Origin of the sequence: Pontiella desulfatans (genome assembly GCF_900890425.1) — a bacterium.
Taxonomy (GTDB): domain Bacteria; phylum Verrucomicrobiota; class Kiritimatiellia; order Kiritimatiellales; family Pontiellaceae; genus Pontiella; species Pontiella desulfatans.
In genome coordinates, this window is record NZ_CAAHFG010000003.1 from 524,819 (window position 1) to 547,716 (window position 22,898).

Consider the following 22,898-nt stretch of genomic DNA (forward strand, 5'->3'; position numbering starts at 1 on the left):
CCGTGGTGATTTGTCGGCAGTATTGCACTTTCCCCGCCAACAAATTCTGCTAGGCTCTTTTCCATGTTGAGTCGTTTTGTTTATTTATCGATGGCCGCCGGGGTGGCCTGCCTGTTGGGGTGTTCCGAGAGAGGGCCGGCTCCCGTTGTGGAACCGGAAGCGGTTGTGGTTCGTGAATTATCGGGTTTTCCCTCGTCCACCAGCCTGATGCTGGGCGAATTCCAGGCACAGGTGAAACCCTTGATCAGTATTCCGGTAACCGCCCCGTCGGACGGCGACATCCTGTTCCATGTCGAGCAGACCCGCCAGATTTTGCCGAAAGGCACGCTCTGGGCGGAGGCCGCGCCGGAACAGATTGCCGGCGAAGAATTGGCGTTGGAGCTGAATACCCGAAACGAAAAGCTGCGCTTGGAGAGCGAGCTCCAGCTGGCCGAACGCGAGTTGGAACGGGTTGAGTTCATGATGGCCGATCCCGCGCTCCGGGATCTCCCCTACGAAGACCGTGTTCCGCTTTCCACCAACATTGTCCAGCAGCTGCAGGGGGAATTGGACCTGCTGAAAAAACAGCTGGAATCCTGCGGGGTGGTGGAGCGGCTGGCCTTCCGGCAAAAGGCGCTGCGCTCCCGGATCGAAATGCCGTTCGATGGCGAGCTCCTGATTTCCCTACCCGTAACGCCCAAGCGCAAAATGATCCGCGTTGCCGCGAACACGCCGGTCGGCACCATGCGCGATATTTCCGAAATATACCTGCACATCATCATTCGCGACCCGCAAACGGTGGCCATTCCAACCGATCAGCTGATGGTCGAATTCAAGCGCGATAGCGGCGATGTTTTGCGGGGGCGGTTCCACGATACGCAGATCGTGGAGATGGGCAACCAGGATGTCCTCGTCTACCGCTTTGGATTCGCGCCGGAAAAATCGGCCGAGCTAACGGCGCTCATCGGGGCCAACCTGACCTGCGATCTCTGGGTGGAGGCCGGGCAGGCCTTCCACTCGGTTTCAAAGCTCGAGGTGGCACGCATGCTCGGCGGAAACGATTCGTTCGCCGACTGGCGCGAGGTGGTGGAGGAACTCTGGCCGGGAGCCACGTTGCTGTTCACCGGCCGCACCCATCTGGGCATCGTGGCAAAGGGCGCCGCGGAATGAAGACGCTCTCCTGCGAGGACATCACCTTCTCCTATGCCCGGAAAGCCCCGCCGGTTTTCGATGGCCAATCGTTCAGCTTCAATCAGGGCATCAACCTGCTTAAGGGCTATTCCGGATGCGGCAAAACGACGTTGCTCAAGATTTTCGCCGGCTATCTCAAGCCCGAGTCGGGCCGGGTGGTTACGCCAAGCGGCCACAAGCCCACCGCGCCGGAATACCAGCGCAAGGAAATGAGCTTCCTCTTCCAGCAGTTCAATCTCCTGCCGCTGGCCACCGTGAACCGCAACCTCGAGCTGGCCGGTGAGCTGGCCGGCATGGGGCGCGCCGAGGTGGCCGAGAAAACCCGCTACTGGATCGAGAAGCTCGGCCTTGCCCCCGTGGCCCACCACAAGGCCAAGAACCTTTCCGGCGGCCAGCAGCAGCGCGCCGCCATTGCGCGTACGCTCATCAAGGATGCCCAGGTGCTGCTGCTCGACGAACCCACCTCCGGGCTCGACGACCTCAACACGCGCCTGATTGTCCAGGCCTTGCAGGAAATGATCGATCGCGAGTGCATCTGCCTCGTGTGCACCCACGACCAACGTTTGGAAAACCTCCCCCATGAAGTTGTTGATTTCAATCGGTTCCTACCTGTTGAAGGACATCTTTTGGCGCTGGCGTGAGCAGCCCGGAAATGTCCTGACACGGTTTGTTGTGGCCTATGCGCTGGTGTTGCCATCGCTTGGGCTGCTTGGCGCGTTTGCGCTCATGGCCGACAACCTCGAAAGCCGGCTCACGCGCAACGGGATCGACATGCTGTTCATCACCGAGCACGTCAATGCCTCCTCCGACGATTTTGTTTCGAGGCAGCGCGCGCCACGCTATGCCCCCCTGCAGGGCCACGGAACCATGTTCCAGTTGCTCCAGCTTTTCGGTTCCGTGCGCACGTCCCATGCGGGGGTGGCCCGCGTCGTGGCCTACCCGGATACCGCTCTGCCGTTTCTTGAAAACATGGTTACGGTGGAGGCGCCCATCGTATTCCTGAGCGATGCCCTGCCGGAGGGCATGCCGATACGCACCGAGATCGACAACCACTATTTCAATGCGCAGGTGCGCCGCCCATCCGGCATGCTCTCGAAGATGTTCCAGCAAAACGTGGTGCTGGTTCCCGAGGGAACGCTGCCGCGTCTGGAGACCCGCGGCTTTTCCCGGATCACCCTGTTCAAGGCCGACCGGATCTCCGCGCTGCGCGGGCTGGAGGAAGCCGTCCGGCTGATGTCGAAGCTGGACAACCAGAACGATTTTGTCCGCAGCTCGCTGAAGCTGCTGGGCGATCTCGACAAGCTGAAGGAAAAACAGGTCTACTGGCGCTTCGGACTGGCCCTGGCGTCCGGGGGGGTGCTGGCGCTGGTGTTGGGTACGTTGGCCCTGCTGGAGTATCAGCAGCGTGCCTATGTGATTGCCCTGCTGCGGAGTTTCGGCATCCGGCGCTGGATGGTCTACGGCATGCAGTTGCTCGAAAGCGCCTTTGTCGTGAATCTCGCCGGCGTGTCGGCCTATTTCACCTTGGCCTATTTCCAGCAGGTGCTCTACAAATCGTTTGGGCAGCGCACCGGGGCGGGCCTGTCGCTTGAAACGATGGCCTCGGAAATTATCGTGATTTTGGTTTGTGTCAATGTCGGCGTGGTCATCAGCACCCTGCCGGCGCTGCATATCCTGAAAAAGGATGTGGGAACGATTTTGAGTTGATATGGATTTTTATAAAACAACGTTAAGATGCGGCGCGGCCGCTTTGGAAAGTGCAAGCCTGATGATGCTTTCGGTAGTCCTGTTGGGGCTTTCCGGTTGCAAAAGCGTCGAGGAGCGCATCGAGATCCAGCGGGAGGAGGTCGAGGCCCACTATCCGCAAATTTTCACGGATCCATCCCGGCTTCCGGAAAAGGTGTTGGATTGGGAGACGGCGCTTTCGATGATCGACGGCAACCTGGCGCTACGAACCGCCAACAATGAAATCATCAATGCCGAAGTGGCGATCGACCGCGTTTTCTGGGATCTCGTTCCGCAGTTGACCATGCAGGGCATCTACAACACCGCCATCAGCGAATTTACGGAACTTTCATCCGACAACTTCAACGGGAACGTGAATGCCTTGTTCTCCATCCCGGGCTTTGTCCGGTTGCGGATGGACTACTATGCCGCCGTGCTTTCGCACTATGCCGCCACCCAGCAATACGAACTGACCTACCGCGAGGAGGTGCTCAACCTCTACTCCCTGTTCCGGAAATCCCATTGGAACCGGCAGGAAAGCCTGATCGAAGACCTCGAATCCTCCCACCCGACCTTCACCGAGTCCGACCGTCGCGAGCTGGCGTTCGCGCGGAAGCAGCGCGAAAACGAACTCTGGCTGGCGGTGTCCGGGGCGCTGGGCTGCCATTCCAACCGATGGGTGCTGGTGGGCGACCAGCTCCCTGAAATCGATTATATGCAGAGCGATCCCGCGATTCTCGATACCGACACGTTCGGCGGTTTGTATACGACCATTCAGGCCCTTGAGCTCGAAGGCGCCCGCCTGCGGGAGTTCGGGGTCAAGTTCCAGTATTGGCCCCAGCTCGATACCCGGGTCTATAGCCCCTCGGTCTACCTCTTCAGTGCGGGTGATCGCGGTGGTTTCAACTTCGATGCCGAAGATATCCGCTTCGAGGCCTCCGTCAGCATGAAGCTCGATACCAACCTTTCGATCACCCATCAGTTGCGGGAGACGCGCCGCAGTACCGATTTGCTGAAACAAAAGCTCTATGAAGAGGCCGAGGAACGGGTCAAGGCGTTGGTCGAAACCCGCGATGCCTTGCATTTGCTCGAGGATCGGATGACGCGGTTGGCGGCCAAGGAATCCCTTTTCGCGAGGTTGGGCAAGCCGTCCACCTACGCCGGATTTGAGATGCTTAATGCGGAGCGCCTGGAGCTAAAGAAGGAGCGCCTGGCGTTGGAGCGCGAGGCCGATGCGCTCGTCCCCGTCCTCTGGATCGCCGACGATTCCCGCTGGCAGGTCCCCGCCGAATGGGAGCTAGCCGATTGAGGCCAGCTGCTCGCGGAATTCGGAATAGTGGAACAGGCGCCGGAAGTCCACCAGCCCGGAGAGCGCGCGCGATAGCACCCGCAGGCCGGTCTCCTCGAAGATCGACATGGGGTTGAGCCCGCCGATGATCACCGCCCCTGCGCGCTGCGGCCCCACCGGTACGCCATGGATCGACTGCCCGGGATTGCCGAGGAACATCAGGCTGCCGAGCCCGATCGCCTCCAGCCGCGCGGCGACGGCGCGCACCGTTTCGATGCTCTCCGCCGGGAATTCGCGAAAGCTGGCGCCGATCCGCCCGTTGCCGGAAATCACCGCCCCGATATAGTTGGCCATGCCGCTACGGATGAACACTTCGAGCGGATCGATGGTGGTTCCGTCGTAGTTGATCACTTCAACAAAGCGGGTGGGGTGGCTGTTCTGCAGCTCCAGCAAGCCGCCAAAGCGCGAGACCGTGGGTACGCCGTGTTTGAGCAACACGCCATTAAGGGTGATCGAGCAGACCGTGCCAATGCCGACCATGTCGTCCGGTACAACCGTTCCGCAAAAGGTTTCGCCGGGCTCGAACAAGGCCATGAGCTTGCCCATGGCATACCCCTTGGAAAACACCTTGCCGATGAGCCGCAGGCGTTCGCGGGTGATGTCGGAGGGCTTGACCAGCGAAAGGTTCAGCACCACGTGCCCGGAGCACGTTGCCGGATCAAAATCCATGCGGTAGGCCATTGTGTCAATTTTGCCGGATAGGAAGCCGATGCGTTCGAGCACCCGCGAGTCGTCGGCCTCGCGCATGCCGTCGTCGGTGATCCGCCGCCCGCGCCGCCCGAGGTTTTCGGTTAGGCCGTGGTCGTCGAGCTCCAGCAAATAATGCCTTACCGTTCGCTCACTTATTTCCACTCCCTGCGCCACCAGGATGTCGGTGATGCGGGAGCTGCCGAGCGGGCGTTCGCTGGCACTGAGCACATCCAAAATGGCCAGCCGTTTCTTTTCGCGTTTATCCATAAGCGGCAGAATTGCCGTAAAAGCTTAATTAGATCAAGTATAAATCGCCAATCCATTGCAAAGACTCTAAAAAAAGAGCCTGCTTCCGGCAATGGTGTGCCGGAAGGGGATGCAACTTAACCAAGGAGAATGCGATGATACATTGGCTTAAGAACAACGATGCGCTCGGAACCACCAACCGCGGGGTGCCCTGCGAATCAGGACTCTGCACGCTTTGCCGGGCGGACTGTAAAGGCAAATGCGAAACCTGGACATCGTGCCTGGTCGGGCGCAAGTTGCTCTATCCGCGCGACTATCCCTTGACGACTGCAGGATCGGCCAATGTCACCTCGTTGGGGGTCGGCTACCAGTCGTTGCGCATCCAGGGCTATGCCTATGGAGCCAACGGGCTCGGTGAAGGCCTGACCAACGATCCCGACGACTGTATTTTCCCCAACGTCAATGTCGGCACCGAGTTTGGCGGCGAAATCAAGACCAAGTGCCGCGTCCCGATCATGACCGGTGCGCTGGGTTCAACCTTCATTGCGGCGCACTATTGGGACTCCTTCGCCGCCGGTGCGGCCATCTGCGGTTTCCCGATCGTCGTCGGCGAAAATGTTGTTGGTGTCGATAAGCAGTCCACGCTCGAAGACGGCGGAATCACTTCCGCCCCGGAGCTCGACCGGCGCATCAACACCTTCCTGCGCTATTACGATGGCTATGGCGCCATCATCGTCCAGATGAACGTGGAGGACACCCGCAACGGCGTGGCCGAATACCTGGCCGAGAAGTATGGCGACCAGATTATCCTCGAGCTCAAGTGGGGGCAGGGCGCCAAGGATATCGGCGGCGAAATCCAGGTGAAGTCGCTCGAATATGCCGAGTTTCTCAAGAACCGTGGCTATGTCGTCGATCCCGATCCGACCGATCCGACCGTGAAGGAAGCCTATAGGAACCATGCGGTCACCTCCTTCGCCCGCCACAGTCGGTTGGGGGCGACCAATCTCGATAGCCCCGCGCAGGTGCAGGAAGACTTCATGAACGCGGTCGCCTATCTGCGCAAGCTCGGGTTTAAGCGCCTCTCGCTCAAGACCGGCGCCTATGGAATGGAAGCGCTTGCCATGTCGATCCGCCTCGCGGCCGATGCCCAACTCGACCTGTTGACCATCGACGGCGCGGGCGGCGGCACCGGCATGAGCCCGTGGAACATGATGGATCATTGGGGCGTTCCGTCGCTTCCGCTGCATGCGAAGGCCTATGAATATTGCAGTATGCTCGAAGCCCAAGGCATTGAGGTTCCGGATATTTCATTCGCCGGCGGCTTTGCTCGGGAAGACCACATCTTCAAGGCGCTGGCCCTTGGCGCGCCGTATGCGAAGCTCGTTTGCATGGGCCGTGCCCCCATGATTCCCGGCTATCTCGGCAGCAACATACAAGGGGTCTTCCAGCCAGAAAACCGCGAGCGGCTGCATGGGCACTGGGAAGAGCTTCCGGCCACCGTGAAAGCGGTTGGAACCTATCCCGAAGAAATCTTCACCGGATGGGAAGCCGTCAAGGCCAAGGTGGGTGCCGACGAAATGAAACACGTGCCGTTCGGTGCCGTGGCCATGTATGGCTATGCCGACAAGCTTGCCTGCGGCTTACAGCAATTCATGGCCGGCGCGCGAAAGTTTTCGCTGACGGAAATCGCACGCGGCGACCTCATGGCGGCCAATCGCGAAACCGCCGCCGAGACCGGAATCCCCTACATGACCGATGCCCAATCCACCAAGGCCGTCGAGATCATGAAGGGACGTTTTTAAAGCGGCAGGGAAAACCGATGACGTGGAGTGTTCGGTTCCTCCCGAACATTCGCAGTATCGGGCCGTGCGCCAGATGCAACCCGCCCCACCATGTTGATGGCTACGGTTTCATTTGCTGAAAAGAACGCGCTCCGGGGCGTCCGGAGCGCGTTGTTGTACGGCGCTTTTTAGCCTGCAGCGATCGTCAGCAATGTTTTTGCCAAGGGATTGTTGGGTTGGGCTGAATAGTACACCCATTTCCCGCTCGGGCGCGATGTGATCAGTCCGCGGGAGTTCAGCGTTCGTAATTGGGTGCTGGCATAAGCTTCCGCAATGCCGACTTTGCTTCCCAGCATCGCCACGGTGCATTCATTGCATCGCAAGAGTTCACGCAATAGGTTCAAGCGGGTGTCATTTGCGATCACCCGGCATGTTCTCCATAGGGTGGGTCGTAGCGTTTGCATGTGCAATCTATTATCACACCTTGTGAGGTGTGATAACCAAATTGATCAACAATATTTATCACACCTCACAAGGTATGATAATACGTCTGCGTGAACATCGCGGCTCTTGCCATTGGCGGCGGTGAATTTTCATGCGATGCATGAATTATTCAAGCTAGGCCGATTTCTTTTCGGTCTCGATGAGCTTGAGGCCTTCGAGCGGATGGAGGCCGTGCTCGACCATGTCGCGCGTGATGGTGCAGTGGCTGACGTCGTCGCGCATGGGGATTTCATACATGACGTCGAGCATCAGGTGTTCGATGATGGCGCGGAGCCCGCGGGCACCGGTCTTGCGTTTGTTGGCCATGCGCGCCAGCGCCTTGAGGGCGTCGGCTTCGAACTCCAGTTCAACGCCGTCCATCATCAGCAGTTTCTGGTACTGCTTGACCATGGCGTTTTTCGGTTCGGTCAGGATGTGGACGAGTTCGTCTTCAGTCAGCTCGTGCAACATGGTGACGACCGGTAGGCGGCCGATGAATTCGGGGATCAGACCGAAGCGCAGGAGGTCTTCGGATTCGACGTTCATGGTGACGAAGTTGGGGGAGAGTTCCTCTTCCGACTTTTTCGTGGTGCCGAAGCCGATCGATTTCTTGTCGACGCGTTGCTTGATGATGTCCTCGATGCCGACGAATGCGCCGCCGCAGATGAAGAGAATATTGGAGGTGTCGATTTCCAGGTATTCCTGCTGCGGGTGCTTGCGTCCGCCCTTCGGAGGTACGCGGGCAACGGTGCCTTCGATAATCTTCAGCAAGGCCTGCTGGACGCCTTCGCCGGAAACGTCGCGGGTGAGCGATACGTTGTCGGTGCGTCTGCCAATCTTGTCGATCTCGTCGATGTAGATGATGCCGCGCTGGGCGCGGTCGACATCGAAGTCGGCGGCCTGCAAAAGCTGGAGCAGGATGTTTTCCACGTCTTCGCCCACGTAGCCGGCCTCGGTGACGGTGGTGGCGTCGGTGATGGCGTAGGGGACGTTGAGCGAGCGGGCGAGGGTTTTGGCGAGCAGGGTTTTGCCGCTGCCGGTGGGGCCGATGAGCAGGACGTTGGATTTGTCGATCTCCACGCCGTCCTCGTCGAGCTGGGCGAACATGCGCTTGTAGTGGTTATGGACGGCGACGGAGAGTACTTTCTTCGCCATGTCCTGGCCAATCACATAGTCGTCGAGCTTTGCCTTGATTTCGTGAGGTGCAAGCACGCCGATCTCCTGGGAGGTGGTCGGCTCCTCCGCGTGGTCGCCAGACTGGTGCCCGAGAAGGGCATCGCACAGGCCCACGCATTCATCGCAGATGAATACGCCGGGGCCGGCGATGAGCCGTTTGACCTCTTTTTCGTTCTTTCCGCAGAAGGAACACTCGGGGGTGTTGTGCTTGTCAGCCATCTTAAAATCCTTCGGATTTTTGGGTGGGGAGGAGAGGGGGAGAGGGGGGAGGTAGGCGTGTCCTTTTCCGATCGCAATCCAGCAATCCATCTTTCCAGTCATCCAAACTTCCATTCGTTACTTTGCGTGGGCGACCACTTCGTCGATCAGGCCATATTCGGCGGCCTGTGCTGCCGACATGAAGTTGTCGCGGTCGGTGTCTTTTTCGAGATCCTCGATCTTCTTGCCGGAATGGCTGGCCAGGATGCCGTTGAGGATCTGCTTGATGCGCATGATTTCCTGCGCCTGGATGTTGATGTCGGTCGCCTGGCCTTGTGCTCCGCCGAGGGGCTGGTGGATCATGATGCGGGCGTTCGGCAGGGCATAGCGCTTGCCGGGGGCTCCTGCGGCCAGCAGCACGGCACCCATGCTGGCGGCCTGGCCGACGCAGTAGGTGGTGATGTCGCACTTCAGGAATTGCATGGTGTCGTAGATGGCCAGGCCGGCGGTAACGACGCCGCCCGGCGAGTTGATGTAGAGGCTGATATCCTTTTCCGGATCCTCGCTCTGCAGGAATAGCATTTGGGCAACAATCAGGTTGGCGACCGTGTCGTCGATCGCTGTTCCGAGGAAAATGATGCGTTCCTTGAGCAGGCGGGAGTAGATGTCGTACGCGCGTTCGCCGCGGCCGGTTTGCTCAATTACAGTCGGAACAAGATAGTTCGCCATTTCGTTCATAGATCTTCCTTTGTTGGATTGATGGAGGTCGGGATTATTGGATCAATGGGCGTTTCCATCAATCCAATAATCCGGCGATTCCGGCAATCCGGCTCAAAGAGCCTTATTTGATCTTCGCGTTTTCAACCATGTAGTCGAGCGCCTTGTTGAAGCGGATTTGCTCGCCAACGCTGGACAAGGAGTCGTTTTCCTCCATCTCCCGGCGGAGCGCCTGCGCATCCTTGCGCTGGCGAATGGCCATCGTTGCGATTTCTTCGTCAACCTCTACTTCACTGGCTTCGAACTTCAGTTCAGTAGCAATTCCGAGGCCAATGTAGCGCAGCTTGACGTTTTCGAGGGCGCGATCCTGGGCTTCCTTCTGGATTTCCTCCATCTGCGCGCCGATCTGCTCCTGGGTGGCGCCCATCATCATGCGTTGCTGGGCAATGTCGTAGACGACGTTGCGGGCCTGCTGCTGGACGATGCTTTCCGGAACGTCGAGCTTGGTCTTCTTGATGAGGTAATCGACGATCTGGTCGTGCGTTTTTCCTAGCGCCATGTTTTGGGCCTGGGCTTCGAGCTGTTCGCGGATGTTGGCGCGGAGGGCTTCCTCGGACTCGACCTGGAGACGGCCCAGGAAGGTTTCGTCGATTTCCGGCAGGGTGCGCACGCGCACGGCGGTGACTTCGATATTGTAGATGGTCTTAACGCCAGCCAGCTCCTTGACCATGAAATCCTCGGGGAAGGTGACTTCCACTTCCTTCTTGTCGCCGACGTTCAGGCCGATCAGGGCTGCGCCCATGCCCGGGATGAAGGCGTGTTCGTCGGCGGAGACCCAGTAGCCTTCGCCGGAGCCGATGCCTTTGGCTTCCGGGATCGCGTCCTTGAGCGGGGTGCCGTCGGTGGTGGCTTCGTAGGTGAGCTGGCCCATGTCGCCGGCTTCGATGGTCTTGCCTTCCACTTCTTCGTAGTTGGCGTGCTGGTTGCGGATGCCGTCGATCTGTTCCTGCACCTGGGCGTCGGAGATCTCGATCTTCTCTTCCTTGACGGGAATGTCGGTGTATTTCGGCAGGTTGAACTCCGGTTCGACATCGACGGTGACCTCGAAGGAGACCGGCTCGCCATCCTTGATTTCCACTTCGGTGGCATCGACCACGTTGACCACCTTGAGTTCGGTGCTCTGCAGGGCTTCGTGGTAGAAGCGGGGCAGTACGCGCTCTTGCAGATCCTGGTCGATTTCCTTTGCGTATTTCTTCAAGACAACGTGTTTCGGGGCCTTGCCTTTACGGAAGCCGGGGAGGTTGGCGAACTTCATGTAGGCCTTGAGGGTTTCCGCTTTTTCCTCACTGATTTTATCAGCAGGAATCTCGATGGTCATGGTCTTGCGGCAGGTGCCGGCATCCTTCACTGAAACATTCATAAATCCTTGTACTCCTGTGTAGTTACCTGTTTTTGGTCAAAAGGCGGTGAGATTACGCACGAACACCCCTCAGGTCAAGTCTGGCGGATGGTGTGTTTTGGGGGGGCGAGTTGCCTCAAATTAAATGACACCGAAGCATCCGATAGGATGCGGGCGGAAAGGATTCGTTGACTCACAAAAAATCACACCCTGTATACAGGGAGGATGAAAGAGATGAGTTGCGAAACCAGAATGGAATACATCGCGGTACAAAAACGCCGCTATAGGCGCGCGGAAAAGGCCTACAAGACCCGGTTGCTCGATGAAGTATGCGCGGTATGCGGCTATGATCGCAAGCATGCCACCAAGCTGCTCAACGACTCGTTTACGCCCTCCAGGGGCAAACGCGGCCGCAAAGGCGAGTACGACTCTGCTGAATTGCGCAAGACCCTCAAAACTCTGTGGCTTCGTTCTGGACAACTGTGCGGGAAGCGCCTCAAGCCTGCTATGCCACATTGGCTGAAGCACTATGAAAAACATTACGAACCGCTATCGACCGAATGCCGTGAAAAGCTACTGAGAATCAGCCCGGCAAGCATCGACCGGGTGCTCAAACCCTTCAAAGCGCAGTACCAGCGAAGGCGCAATACCGGTACCAAGCCCGGCTCGCTGCTCAAGAATCAGATCCCAATCCGCACCTCCACCGAGGACATCGACCGGCCCGGCTATCTCGAAGCCGACACAGTAGCCCACTGTGGCGGATCGATGAGCGGGGACTTCATCTGGTCGATCACCTATACGGACATCATAAGCACCTGGACGGTAACCCGCGCGGTCTGGAACAAAGGCGCTGAAGGCGTGATGCACCAAACCCACGACGTGGAAAACAAGCTGCCCTTCGCCATCCTGGGCTTCGACTGCGACAACGGCAGCGAGTTCCTCAACCACCATCTCACGCGCTACTTCCTGCAACGCAAACAGCCCGTCTGTTTTACACGCAGCAGACCGTACCACAAGAACGACAACGCCCATGTCGAACAAAAGAACTGGACGCACGTGCGCGAGTTGCTCGGCTACGACCGGCTCGACAACCCGGCCATGATCAGAGAGCTCAACGCACTCTACCGCGACTGGGAACGGCTCAACAACTTCTTCAAACCCTCGTTCAAGCTAAAAAGCAAGGTTCGCGTCAAAAGCCGGTACAAAAAGAAATACGATGCCCCCGCCACGCCCTTTGACCGCCTGAAGGTCAGCGGCATCCTTGGCGAACAACAGGAGGCTGCTCTGCAACGCGAATACGAAACGCTCGACCCTTTCGAGCTGGGCAATCGCATCCAGCGCCGACGTCGCAAGATCGAAAAAATGAAGAAAACCGGCGAGTCCGCCGCAGTCGGGGAACCCGGGTTCCCCGACTGCCTCCCCACCTTGACAACCCCCGAATTAGAGGGTACCCATTAATGCAGTCAAACGACTCCTCATCCGCACCTCTACGGTGTCATTTATTTTTGAGGCAACGCGGGGGCTGAACCGATTGTCGGGCTTGCGAATCGACAGGGAATCGATCTCATTTTATAGTGCGCGTGTTTTGAGATGGGAACGTGGGCCATTACACACTGCCAGCCGGGTTGTAATGGCTGGCTTAGGGAGGACGGGCTACGTTTTGCCCAGCTACGAAGGGAATACGATGAAATCAAACGAAGTACTCAGGAAATCGCTCGGCGAACTCGGCGTGAAATCGGTGGCATCCGATCTCGGCCTCTCCACCTCGCTCATCTACAAATGGTGCCAGCCCTCCGGAACCGAGGATGCCAGCGGGGCGGAGAATCCGCTCGACCGCCTGGCGAAGGTTTATGAACTGACCGGCGACAAGGGGCCGGTCGAGTGGTTGTGCCGCCGGGCTGATGGCTATTTCGTGCCGAATGTGAAGCCGGCGGACATCGATGCCATCCCGTTGCTCCATATGACCCGCCGCATTGTGCGCGAATTTTCCGATTTGCTCGATGTGCTCACCGAGAGCATCGAGAACGATGGGGAGATCGATCTCCAGGAGGCGGAAAAGATCCGCGATGAGTGGGAGAAGCTAAAATCGTCCGCCGAAAGTTTCGTCGGCGCCTGCGAAAAGGGCTCCTACAACGAAGTGCGTTAGGACGCCGGCGAGATGGAATTCAATGAATGGGCAACGATGACGCCGCCACGCACATAGCCGCTCATACGGTCTAGTTTTGCTTCAGTTTTTGGAATCCCTTGTCGAGCAGCTTGCGGGTGGTGGCATTGCGGGTGTCGCGGTCGGGCACGCCCAGGATCACCGAGACCACCCGGTGGTTGCCTTGTTTGGCGGTGGCCGCCAGCGAATAGCCGCCTTTTGAATGGTAGCCGGTCTTCAGTCCGTCGCATCCCGGATACGGTTCCTTGCCCACCAGCGCGTTGCGGTTGGCCAGCATGAATTTTTCCTTGCGCAGGCTGTTGGTGGGTAGCCAGGCCAGCTTGGTTCCGGTGTATTCCAGGGTTTGCGGATGCCGCAGGGCGGCGAGGCTCAGGATGGCGATGTCGTAGGCCGTGCTGATGTCCGGTTGGGCGGTGATGGGCAGGCCGTGCGGGGTGTGGTAGGTGGTGGAGTTCATGCCCAGCTCGCGCGCCTTCTGGTTCATCATGTCCACAAAGCCATCAATGGAGCCCGCCACGTGGAAGGCCAGCGCGGCGGCGGCATCGTTGGCGGAGTGGATCATCAATGCCTGCAGCATTTGTTCAACGGTGAAGGCGCCGGATTCCCGAACATCGAGGTAGACCCCCGATCCGCCGATGCCGGCGATCTCCGGCGTGATCTTCACCCGGTCGGACAAGCGGACGAGGCCTTTGTCGATCTGCTCGAGCACGATCAGCATCGTCATCATCTTGGTCACGCTGGCGGGGTAGGCATAGACCGCCGCCCGGTCTTCATGGAGGATTTTACCGGTGCGCGCATCAATCACGATGGCGCCTTGGTAGGGATTGCCGACCAGGCTGGAGTAGGTCTTCGACGTACGGCGGTTGGAGCGGTCGGAGCGAAGGTAGCCCTTGATATTGCGGGGGTGGGCGATGGCTTCGCGCGGTGCTGCCTTGGGCATTTCAACCACTTCGACCGGCACGATCTCGAGCTTCTGTTCCGCCAGTTCCGGCACGGCAACCTGCAATTCGGGCATCTCGAACCCGGCGGAAGGCGCCGGTTCCGGCGCGGGGGCGGATGGGGCCGCGGGGTTCGTGGGAGGGGACTGCTTGTCGGCCTTGCCTTCCTTCGAACCCAGGAAGAGCATGAAAGCCAGGACATGCAGGGAGATCAGGACGGCGGCGATGAATGTGACGTTGCTTTTCTTCATGTGGGCATGTAATTCTCTTAAATAGCGGCTCATCTCAAGGGAATCATGGACGACATACAACACCAATTTGTAAAAAACATCCTCGCGGGGGGGCAAGCAAACCCGAAGGCCGCCGGTTCGGCCTTTGCGCCATCGAACATCGCGCTTTGCAAATATTGGGGCAAGCGCGACGCCGCACTCAACCTCCCGATCAACTCCAGCCTCTCGATCTCCCTCGGCGATCTTGGCACCCGCACCGAGCTGCGGATACGCGATGAGGGCATCGCGTCTACGAGTTCGCGCCGCGCGGTAGAAGCGATGCCCTCATCGCTTGATCTCGTATATCTGAACGACGCGCTACAGAGCCCCGATTCCTCCTTCGCCCAACGCATTTCCGCATTCCTCGACCTGTTCCGTCCCATGCTGGGCAATGCCGGTTTCGAAGTCCGGACGGAGAACAACATACCGACGGCGGCGGGGTTGGCTTCGTCGGCCTCCGGTTTTGCGGCGCTGGTGATGGCGCTGGATGATTTTGCGGGGTGGGGGCTGGAGCGGCGGAAGCTTTCCATGCTCGCCCGGCTTGGCAGCGGTAGTGCCTCGCGCTCGGTCTATGATGGGTTTGTGCAATGGCATGCCGGAACCCATCCCGATGGCTCCGACTCCTTCGCGGAAAAGCTATCGTTTCAATGGCCGGAGTTCCGCATCGGCATCCTGGAGCTGACCGATGCCGCCAAACCGGTCGGCTCGCGCGACGGCATGAACCGCACGGTCGAAACTTCGCCGCTGTACAGGAGCTGGCCGACTCAGGCCGGCCGCGACATCGAAACGATCCGCAGGGCCATCCAAGAAAAGGATTTTTCAGCCCTAGGACAAACCGCCGAACAAAACGCCCTTTCCATGCACGCGACGATGATGTCCGCCTGGCCGCCGCTGATCTACCTGCAGCCGGAATCGATGGCGATGATCCACCAGGTGCAGCGCGTCCGCGCCGATGGCCTGGAGGTTTATCTGACCATTGATGCCGGGCCCAACATCAAGTTGCTCTTCCTTGAGGAAAGCGAAGCGGATGTGGCCGGAAGTTTTCCTGGCCTGAAAATCATCAAGCCGTTCGAGGAGGTTCCATGAGGGCGTCTATGCTCTTGTGCCTGTGGGCTACGGCATGTTGTGCGGCGGAATTGCCGGAAAAACTATCGCTTGAGTTGCTGCTGCAGAAGCGCCAGCCGCTGGAGCAGGACTGCTACGGCGCCAACTGCCTGCTGCTGGGCCGACCGGTTTGGTACACCGACCCGTCCTTCATGGCAAAATACAAGGAAGCCGGAAAACCCTTCTTCCGTTTTCCGGGGGGAACGCCGGCCAACTTCTATAATCCGCAACGCGGCTTGCGGGATGAGGTGCCCGAATCGGGCAGGGACTACGGCAAGGAGAATGAGCGCGTAAAACTCATGACGCGGGGCAGGGGGCAGAAACCGGCCGAATTCTTCGAGTTTGCCGAGGCCACGGGGGCTCGCTATTCCGTTGTGCTCAACATCTGCACCCGGACGGTTGAGCAAAACCGGGAGTGGCTGGCGGAGGCGGCGGAGAAAGGCGTGGAAATCCCCTGCTTCGAAATCGGCAACGAGCTCTATTTCGAGGCCTATGCCTGGGCGTTCCGGAATCCGCGCGACTATCTTCGCCGGGCGAGGGAAACTTCGGCGATGGTTCGGGATTTGTTTCCGAAAGCGAAGATCGGCGTACTGGTGCCGAGCCATATCTACACGCACGAATCGTTTCTTGAAGAGGGGCAACCCGCCAACATGGCTCGGCAGCAGCAATGGCTGGAAATGTTGGAGGGATTAACGTTTTTCGATGCCGTTGTCGTTCACCTCTACTCGCAGACCGGGATGGATGGAAAGGTCGAGGAATCCGACTTCCTCCCCTTCGTCGATGCGTTCTCGAATGTGGTGGCCTATATGAAGGAGCATCTTGATCCTGCACTGAAGCGGCTCGAAACCCAATTTCCGGACAAGGAGATCTGGGTCACCGAATATGGGGTCGGCGGATTCTCCGGCAACCTGCGGAAGTATGGCTTGCGCTCCTCCCACCTCGGGGCGCTGCATAGCGACCTCATGCTGCTTCGTTTCCTGTCGCGCCCCTCCGTCAAGGTGTCGCACTGGCATTCGTTCAGCCATTTCCTCGAATACGACTACAAGCAGGGCGGAATCGGGAAGGGTACGCATCTTTCATTCCTGCATTTTACTATGTTTGCGGAGGCCGTTCGCAAGAGCGAGTTGTATGTGCCGTTGAAGATTGGCGGTTCATCGGCAATGGAAGGCGGGGCTTTCATTGGACGGGAGAAAGGCTATCTGATCCTAATCAACAAGGGCCCGGAGCGTTGCGTGGTCGATGCGCTCAAATCAAAGAAGACCTTGAAGGTTTCGGGTGCCTTGCAACTCTCCCCGCGAAAAGACGTCGCCCTCGCCGAGGCCCTGCAGGAAACGCAGTTCATTAACAAAACGGAAATGACCGGCAAAGCGCTCGAAGCCATCGAAATTGCACCATACTCCATCACCAGAATCGAATTTGAGTGGGAGTAAGGCTCGTCTCTTCCGGGGATGTTCAATCCTTTTTGGTTCGATATTCCGGAGTGCTTTCCTTTAGCCGTTGGGTGCAATAGGAGTTCAGGCTTTCGCCTTGTCGAAGGGCTTCGATGGCTAGGGATTTGTGGAGTTCCTTGCCCACCCTGACCACGAACTTGCCCGAATACTCCTTGCCCGCGGTTGCGGAGGGAAGGGGTTCGCCGTCTTCTTCGCAAATCACAATCCATTCTTCCGCGGCTTGGCAGAGCTCTTTGTAGACATTGGCCTCGTTATCTCCGTGAATACCACCAAGCATCAGGCCGGGGCAGGTGCCTACATAGCATTGATCCTCTTCCGACCATTCCACGATCTTAAGATATTTGTCGCTAGCCTTCATTTATTCACCTCGTGGAGCGCCCGTTCCAGTTCGCGCTCCTGATACTTTTTCGCATCGTCTCCTGTTTTTCCACTGATCGTAATTCTCGTGCCGCTTGGGTGCTTGAAATTCCGGTGACTCCCTTTGCCTCCCCGATCAGCGAAGCCGGCTTTCTTTAGATCCTGTATTAACTCGCGAATCTTTCGTGGCATGGATGTTTGATACTAAAATAGTATCATGAAGTCAACGTGCGTTTGTCTTGGCATCCCATGGAATTGAATTATTTTGTCCATAATCATTTTGACGAAAAAGGATGTGCCATGCCCGAATTACCAGAGGTTGAAACAATTGCGCGGCAGCTGCGGGCGCGGGGGGTTGAGGGGAAGGAAATCCTCGCGGTGAAGGTGGCCTGGGCTCCGACCATCGAACCCTATTCCGTTGCGGCCTTTTCCAAGGCGGTCAAGGGAACGACGATCAATGAAATCTCGCGCGTCGGGAAATGGATGATGTTTTCGCTCAGCTCCGGGCAGACGATCATGGTTCACCTCCGAATGGCGGGTTCCTTTTCAATGGGGCCGGGGAGCCATGACCGGATTGTGCTGAAGCTTTCCGATGGCTTGACCCTCTATTATCGGGATACCCGTAAGTTTGGCCGGTGGAAGCTGGTGGATGATCCGGACGTTATCCTGAAGGGGCTGGGGCCGGATGCGCTGACCCGCCGGTTTACCCGGAACTATTTTGCGGACGCCATGCGCAAACGACATCGGATGATCAAGCCGCTGATCCTGGATCAGTCGATTGTGGCCGGCCTCGGAAACATCTATGCCGACGAGGCCCTGTGGGAGGCGAAGATCCACCCCGAACGATTGTCGGACTCGCTGACGGACGAGGAACTGGCGGCTCTTTTCAAGGCGATCAAACACGTGCTCAACATCGGCGTAGCGAATCGCGGCACCTCGCTGGGCGGTGGAAAAACCAACTATCGCCAGGTGGACGGCGACTCCGGCGCAAACCGCGCGGAGGTCAAAGCCTATGGACGGGGCGGAAATCCGTGCGACCGATGCGGTGAACCGCTCGAAAAAACCGTCGTCGCCCAGCGGGGAACCACTTTTTGTCCGGCTTGTCAGCCCATTTAGTCCAATAAAAACGGTGGTTTTTAAAAAACATTAAAAAAGTATCCATATTCCTATTTACAAACTGAACGGGAATGGTACTGTTTGGCCGTTGTTTGGGAACAGCTAACAAATCAAGGAGAAGAAAAATGGTTAGGATTGGTCAGGAAGTGCCTGAATTCGCAATGGCTGCATTTCAGAATGATGAGATCAAGGACATCAAGCTTTCCGATTATAAAGGAAAGTGGGTTGTGGTGGTTTTCTACCCGGCCGACTTCACTTTCGTCTGCCCGACTGAACTCGAGGACGTGGCGGCGCTCTATCCGAAATTCCAGGAAGCTGGCGCTGAGGTTATCTCCGTTAGCACCGACACCGCTTTTGTCCACAAGGCGTGGCACGACGAGTCCGAAGCCATCGGCAAGGTGAACTACCTGATGGGCGCCGACCCGACCGGAGCCGTTTCCAAGCTCTTCGGCGTCTACATCGAAGAAGAAGGCCTCGCCCTGCGCGGCACCTTCATCATCGATCCCAACGGCGTACTGAAGACCGCCGAAGTCCACGACCTCGGCATTGGCCGCAGCGCAGCGGAAGCCCTCCGTAAGCTCGAAGCCGCAAAATTTGTACACGAACATGGCGACCAGGTTTGCCCCGCAAACTGGACGCCGGGAAGCGACACCCTCACCCCGGGTCTCGACCTCGTAGGAAAAATCTAACTTCCCCTGGTTAGTTAACACCCCACCCCCCGGGGGGCTAGGCGCAATGCCTAGCCCCCTTTTTTGTTGGGTATTATTGGAGTTATAGAAACGCGGGAAAAGGGTTTGCTATTCCCAGTTTTACTTAAATCCGAGGACTGACCTAGTCTCCGTGTTTGTCCTTGTCCGCCCCTAGGTTGATGTTGGGGGGGGGCGGCTCGGGGCTAGGGGCTTGGCGTTATTCTACGCGCAGGGTTTCGGGTTCGGAGTGGATACCTTGGTGCGTGGCGGCGTCGCGCTGGATCTCGATAGCGGCGTCGAGGCGCTCGATGATTTCGTCGTTCTGGCTGATGAGGATGCGCTGGTTGTGGCGGATGTTGCCGATGCCGAGCGCCCATCCGATTAGGCATCCAAAAAGCAGGAGGAGCCCGAGGGCCACGACAATCATGATGGCGATGTTGAGCAGGGAAACAGGGCTTCGGTTTCTTATGGTGATCCGGATATGGTGTCTCCTTATATGTTTTCCCAGTCGTTCCAGGTGCAGTGGCGGGTTTTTTCTTCCTGCTCGGCGGCGATGGTGCCGGCGATGTATAGGCGAGCTTTGGTGGCGAGGATCTTGGGGCGGTCGGGGAGGCCTAGATCGGAGAAGGCGGAGGCGTGTTCGGCTTTGTCGCGGATGGTTTCGTTGGCGATGGCTTTGTAGTCGCAGGGGGGTTGTTTGATTGATTCTTCGGTGGGGTCGAAGTCGGCGGGTTGCGGGAGCCATTCGCCGCCGCCCCAGTCGAAGTAGGTTTTGAGGACGGCAATGGTTCCGGAGCCGGTCTCCTTGGTGAGGATGGACATGGTGAGGAGTGGCCGGGTGTCGTAGACGGTGGTGCGGGCGTCGTTGCGAATGGCGACGCTGGGGCGCAGGACGTGGACATCGGAGTTGCCGTATCTTTTTACTTTTTCGATGTTGATGGCGTGTTTTGTGATGCGGATGCCTTGGGGGGACTTACCGGCGCGTTCTTTGGTTTCGGATTCGTCGGCGAGCTGGCCGCCGATGTATAGGCGGGTTTTTATGGCGAGGATCTTGGGGGTGGATTTGTAGGTGCGGGTTTCGAGCTTTTCTTTCTTGGGCGTTCGGAGGGTTTTTGGGGATAGCTCTTTGTAATCGCAGGCGGGCTGCTCTCTCGACCACTTAATGGTGTGCTCGGGCTTTTTGTGTGTTTGCCAGAGGCCGTTTGCCCATACGTAGTTTAGTTTTACGACTTCGAGGGTTCCGGTGTCTTTGGTTTTCAGGAGCACGATCATGGTGACGACGGGTCTGGTGGCGTAGCGGGTGGTTTGTGCGCCGGCGTCGATGGTGACGGAGGGGTCGAGGGCTGATCCGCTTTTGGTTTTGCGGAAGTTTACGCTGTGGTTTTTGATTTTTATGGCCGGTGAGGCGACGACCGTGGATGCGGCGATGAAGGCGATCAGGAGGGCTGCTGTTGTTTTCATTCGGGGGCTTCCGGGTGAGATTCTGGCGATGGTGCTTGGGGGCTTGGTTCCGTTGGCGGGTTTGAGAAAAAGTCCATTACCTGAGCCATGAGCTCTATGGCTTTGCTATCTTTGGTTTCATTGATGTTGGATACTATGCTGTTAAGGTCTACCTGTTTATCAGGCCTCGTGATAAATGACACCAGCTGTCCCACCCCCTCCGGTTGACTCTCTTTTATCAGCTTGAAGGAGCCAATAAGGCGAAGCAGACAATCGATGCATTCAGGAACGTGTTTGGCTGCACTGGAGGAGAGGATTTCAAGTTCGTTGAGATATAGGATGATCGCCTGGGAATGATTATCCTTGCTCTGGTACTCCATCCCAAGACTCGCCCAAAGGGTCGCGAAGTGGTTGATGGTTATTTCTTCGTTTAGGACAAGATTGGCACTAATTTTTTCGTTTTGGCCGGAGGTCTTTTTGTTGGCCTCGATTATATCATCCAAATCCCTCCGCTGATCTTTTATTTCGCTCGCAACGGCGTCTAGTTTGCCTTTATCGATGGCGTACCTAACCGCCATGATGACCAGGAGCAATCCAACGAGGCCGATGAGCCATGCGGAAAAGGTGACGAAGCCGTTTATGCTTTTCTCGGCGACCTGGCCGGCGACCTCTGGGGAATACATGGTGACCATGTTGGTGATGGTGAGATAGTTTGTGACGATTACTGAATCCATATTGCCCCCTAAGAAAGGGAAAGCATTGATAAAGGCGGGGTGGATTGCAAGGGAATTCGGGGTGGGCGGCGCGAAGCAAGGCGAAGTCCCACCTCCGCTCCTCCAACCGTCCTGCCCTGCAAAAATCTCTATGAGTGAGGTGTGTAAATAGAAAAGACCATTTTAGTTTTCTACTCGGGATAAACCTTCTAATCTGCCGGTCAATTTTAGGAGATGTATATGCGATACAAGTATGTGGCTACCCTTCTTGGTTTCATTGCAACCATCCTTACCGGTTGCACGACCAACCCGCAGAAACTGGGTATGGTCTATTCGGGGGCAACCCGCGCCGAAAACGTTGCGTTGTTGGTGGACGAAACCTGGGTGGATACCAACGAAGTCCGTCAGGTGAAGCAGGAAATCTACGACTCGGTATTCAACATGATCGAGGAGGCGGAGGAGTTCATCCTGCTGGATATTTTTCTCGTGAACGATTTTGGCTATGTGCCGGGGCCGTGCATGCGGCAGCTTAGCCAGGAATTGGCCGATCAGCTGGTGGCCAAAAGAAAAGCCGATCCCGAAGTGGAGATCATTTTCATCACCGACCCGGTCAACTCGGTTTACAGCTCGGTCGAGTCGGCGCAATTCAAGGCGATGGAAGAGGCGGGCGTGCAGGTGGTCTGGACGGATCTCAACCAGATGAAAGACAGCAACCCGCTCTATTCCAAGCCTTGGCGGCTTTTGGTGAAGCCGTTCGGCGTCGGGCCGGGGAGCACCGTGCGAAACCCGATGGGCGAGGGGCGCGTTTCGCTGCGCAGTATTTTCAAGCTACTCAACTTCAAGGCCAACCACCGCAAGATCGTGGTTACCGACAAATCGTTGCTCATCACCAGCGCCAATCCGCACAGCGCCAGCAGCGCGCATTGGAACACCGCCCTGCGCATTGATGGCGCCGGGCAGGAAATGGCGCTGGAGGCCGAGTCGGCCATTCTTGAATTTTCCGGTGCTGGAGGGGCGCTCGCTGAGCGCCCGGGCGGAGAAGCCTCCGCCCTTCCATCTGGCAACCGCATAGAGCTGCTGACCGAAAGCCGGATCAGGGACAAGGTGCTGGAGCTGCTGGGCAACGCCGAGGCCGGAGCCCGCATCGACCTGTGCATGTTCTATTTTTCGCATAAGGATGTGGTGAAGGCTTTTGTTGCGGCCAAGGAGCGCGGGTGCGAGGTCCGCATCATCATGGATCCTTCGAAGGATGCCTTCGGCCTCGAGAAAAACGGCGTGCCGAACCGGCAGTCGGCCGCCAAGCTGGTCAAGGGCGGTGTCCCATTGCGCTGGACGCAAACCCACGGCGAGCAGTGCCACGTCAAGATGCTCTATGTCGAGCATGCCGATGGAGCCGCGACGCTGCTGCTCGGTTCCTGCAACTACACCCGCCGCAACATGGACAACTATAACTGCGAAGCCGACCTTGCCTTCAACGCCCCGCTCGAACATCCCGCCATGCAGCGGGCGCGTCGGGTGTTTGACCGCTGGTGGAACAATCCGGACGGCCGCACCTACACCACCGACTACGCCACCTACGAAGACAACTCCCGCTGGCGCCGCTTCACCGCCTGGTGGATGGAAAACACCGGCATGGGCACGTTTTGAGCCTGATGATTGACGAGTGAGGCGCGACTCGCCATGAAATCACATTTCACGGCTCACTCATCACGATTTACCTGCCT

At 57.8% G+C, this 22,898-nt stretch carries 23 protein-coding genes; 13 read left to right on the plus strand and 10 right to left on the minus strand.

Annotation, left to right across the window (positions count from 1 at the left end; genetic code table 11):
- Positions 1–63: 63 nt before the first annotated feature.
- The 4 genes from E9954_RS23250 to E9954_RS23265 all read left to right on the plus strand — a co-directional run bounded on the left by E9954_RS23250 (position 64) and on the right by E9954_RS23265 (position 4,204).
- On the plus strand, positions 64–1,149 hold the full coding sequence (locus E9954_RS23250) for an efflux RND transporter periplasmic adaptor subunit (RefSeq protein ID WP_136081676.1): 1,086 nt from the start codon (positions 64–66) through the stop codon (positions 1,147–1,149).
- Positions 1,146–1,811: an ATP-binding cassette domain-containing protein gene (locus E9954_RS23255; protein WP_136081677.1), complete on the plus strand. Its 666-nt coding sequence runs from the start codon at positions 1,146–1,148 to the stop codon at positions 1,809–1,811. The genes E9954_RS23250 and E9954_RS23255 overlap by 4 nt, the downstream gene beginning before the upstream one ends.
- The gene (locus E9954_RS23260) at positions 1,750–2,877 is read left to right on the plus strand and encodes an ABC transporter permease (protein ID WP_136081678.1); all 1,128 of its coding nucleotides are present in this window, start codon (positions 1,750–1,752) and stop codon (positions 2,875–2,877) included. Before E9954_RS23255 ends, E9954_RS23260 begins: the two co-directional genes overlap by 62 nt.
- 61 nt (positions 2,878–2,938) lie before the next feature.
- Positions 2,939–4,204 (plus strand): hypothetical protein, encoded by a 1,266-nt coding sequence (locus tag E9954_RS23265; protein ID WP_136081679.1) that lies wholly within the window; start codon positions 2,939–2,941, stop codon positions 4,202–4,204.
- Here E9954_RS23265 and E9954_RS23270 read toward each other — a convergent pair.
- Entirely contained in the window at positions 4,193–5,200 is a 1,008-nt protein-coding gene (locus E9954_RS23270) for a DUF128 domain-containing protein (RefSeq protein ID WP_136081680.1), read from the minus strand. The two genes, E9954_RS23265 and E9954_RS23270, sit on opposite strands and share 12 nt — an antisense overlap.
- Before the next feature lie 134 nt (positions 5,201–5,334).
- Between E9954_RS23270 and E9954_RS23275 the strand changes: the two genes are divergently transcribed.
- Positions 5,335–6,981: a glutamate synthase-related protein gene (locus E9954_RS23275; RefSeq protein WP_136081681.1), complete on the plus strand. Its 1,647-nt coding sequence runs from the start codon at positions 5,335–5,337 to the stop codon at positions 6,979–6,981.
- Between the two features lie 167 nt (positions 6,982–7,148).
- Here E9954_RS23275 and E9954_RS23280 read toward each other — a convergent pair whose 3' ends face one another.
- From E9954_RS23280 to tig, 4 genes are all read right to left on the minus strand, one after another.
- Entirely contained in the window at positions 7,149–7,385 is a 237-nt protein-coding gene (locus tag E9954_RS23280) for a metalloregulator ArsR/SmtB family transcription factor (protein ID WP_168442525.1), read from the minus strand.
- A 193-nt stretch (positions 7,386–7,578) separates the two neighbouring features.
- Positions 7,579–8,838, minus strand: a complete 1,260-nt coding sequence (gene clpX / locus E9954_RS23285) for an ATP-dependent Clp protease ATP-binding subunit ClpX (RefSeq protein ID WP_136081683.1) — start codon at positions 8,836–8,838, stop codon at positions 7,579–7,581.
- 117 nt (positions 8,839–8,955) lie between these two features.
- Positions 8,956–9,555 (minus strand): ATP-dependent Clp endopeptidase proteolytic subunit ClpP, encoded by a 600-nt coding sequence (gene clpP, locus E9954_RS23290; protein ID WP_136081684.1) that lies wholly within the window; start codon positions 9,553–9,555, stop codon positions 8,956–8,958.
- Positions 9,556–9,658: 103 nt separating this feature from the next.
- Entirely contained in the window at positions 9,659–10,954 is a 1,296-nt protein-coding gene (gene tig / locus E9954_RS23295) for a trigger factor (RefSeq protein WP_136081685.1), read from the minus strand.
- A gap of 213 nt (positions 10,955–11,167) precedes the next feature.
- On the opposite strand from tig, the gene E9954_RS23300 reads away from it, so the two are divergent.
- On the plus strand, positions 11,168–12,391 hold the full coding sequence (locus E9954_RS23300) for a DDE-type integrase/transposase/recombinase (protein ID WP_136077388.1): 1,224 nt from the start codon (positions 11,168–11,170) through the stop codon (positions 12,389–12,391).
- Between the two features lie 226 nt (positions 12,392–12,617).
- Positions 12,618–13,079, plus strand: a complete 462-nt coding sequence (locus E9954_RS23305) for a phage regulatory CII family protein (RefSeq protein WP_136081686.1) — start codon at positions 12,618–12,620, stop codon at positions 13,077–13,079.
- 70 nt (positions 13,080–13,149) lie between these two features.
- Here the strand turns inward: E9954_RS23305 and E9954_RS23310 are convergent, their stop codons facing one another.
- Positions 13,150–14,286, minus strand: a complete 1,137-nt coding sequence (locus tag E9954_RS23310) for a D-alanyl-D-alanine carboxypeptidase family protein (protein WP_168442526.1) — start codon at positions 14,284–14,286, stop codon at positions 13,150–13,152.
- A gap of 45 nt (positions 14,287–14,331) precedes the next feature.
- Between E9954_RS23310 and mvaD the strand changes: the two genes are divergently transcribed.
- Positions 14,332–15,390 (plus strand): diphosphomevalonate decarboxylase, encoded by a 1,059-nt coding sequence (gene mvaD / locus E9954_RS23315; protein ID WP_136081688.1) that lies wholly within the window; start codon positions 14,332–14,334, stop codon positions 15,388–15,390.
- Positions 15,387–16,838, plus strand: a complete 1,452-nt coding sequence (locus E9954_RS23320) for a hypothetical protein (RefSeq protein ID WP_136081689.1) — start codon at positions 15,387–15,389, stop codon at positions 16,836–16,838. The genes mvaD and E9954_RS23320 overlap by 4 nt, the downstream gene beginning before the upstream one ends.
- Before the next feature lie 22 nt (positions 16,839–16,860).
- Here E9954_RS23320 and E9954_RS23325 read toward each other — a convergent pair whose 3' ends face one another.
- Together E9954_RS23325 and E9954_RS33710 are read right to left on the minus strand one after the other, a co-directional pair.
- Positions 16,861–17,217, minus strand: a complete 357-nt coding sequence (locus E9954_RS23325) for a type II toxin-antitoxin system HicB family antitoxin (protein WP_136081690.1) — start codon at positions 17,215–17,217, stop codon at positions 16,861–16,863.
- Positions 17,214–17,408, minus strand: a complete 195-nt coding sequence (locus E9954_RS33710) for a type II toxin-antitoxin system HicA family toxin (protein ID WP_136081691.1) — start codon at positions 17,406–17,408, stop codon at positions 17,214–17,216. The genes E9954_RS23325 and E9954_RS33710 overlap by 4 nt, the downstream gene beginning before the upstream one ends.
- 108 nt (positions 17,409–17,516) lie before the next feature.
- On the opposite strand from E9954_RS33710, the gene mutM reads away from it, so the two are divergent.
- From mutM to E9954_RS32720, 3 genes are all read left to right on the plus strand, one after another.
- Positions 17,517–18,332, plus strand: coding sequence for a bifunctional DNA-formamidopyrimidine glycosylase/DNA-(apurinic or apyrimidinic site) lyase (gene mutM, locus E9954_RS23335; RefSeq protein ID WP_168442527.1), 816 nt, complete (start codon positions 17,517–17,519; stop codon positions 18,330–18,332).
- Between the two features lie 125 nt (positions 18,333–18,457).
- Positions 18,458–19,021, plus strand: coding sequence for a peroxiredoxin (locus tag E9954_RS23340; RefSeq protein ID WP_136081693.1), 564 nt, complete (start codon positions 18,458–18,460; stop codon positions 19,019–19,021).
- Positions 19,022–19,232: 211 nt separating this feature from the next.
- Positions 19,233–19,406, plus strand: coding sequence for a hypothetical protein (locus E9954_RS32720; RefSeq protein WP_168442528.1), 174 nt, complete (start codon positions 19,233–19,235; stop codon positions 19,404–19,406).
- A gap of 107 nt (positions 19,407–19,513) precedes the next feature.
- Here the strand turns inward: E9954_RS32720 and E9954_RS23345 are convergent, their stop codons facing one another.
- Positions 19,514–20,482, minus strand: a complete 969-nt coding sequence (locus E9954_RS23345) for a hypothetical protein (protein ID WP_136081694.1) — start codon at positions 20,480–20,482, stop codon at positions 19,514–19,516.
- A complete protein-coding gene (locus E9954_RS23350; protein ID WP_136081695.1) occupies positions 20,479–21,195 on the minus strand; it encodes a hypothetical protein in 717 nt (238 codons plus the stop codon). The genes E9954_RS23345 and E9954_RS23350 overlap by 4 nt, the downstream gene beginning before the upstream one ends.
- Positions 21,196–21,414: 219 nt before the next feature.
- On the opposite strand from E9954_RS23350, the gene E9954_RS23355 reads away from it, so the two are divergent.
- On the plus strand, positions 21,415–22,821 hold the full coding sequence (locus E9954_RS23355; RefSeq protein WP_168442529.1) for a phospholipase D-like domain-containing protein: 1,407 nt from the start codon (positions 21,415–21,417) through the stop codon (positions 22,819–22,821).
- The last annotated feature ends 77 nt before the right edge of the window (positions 22,822–22,898 follow it).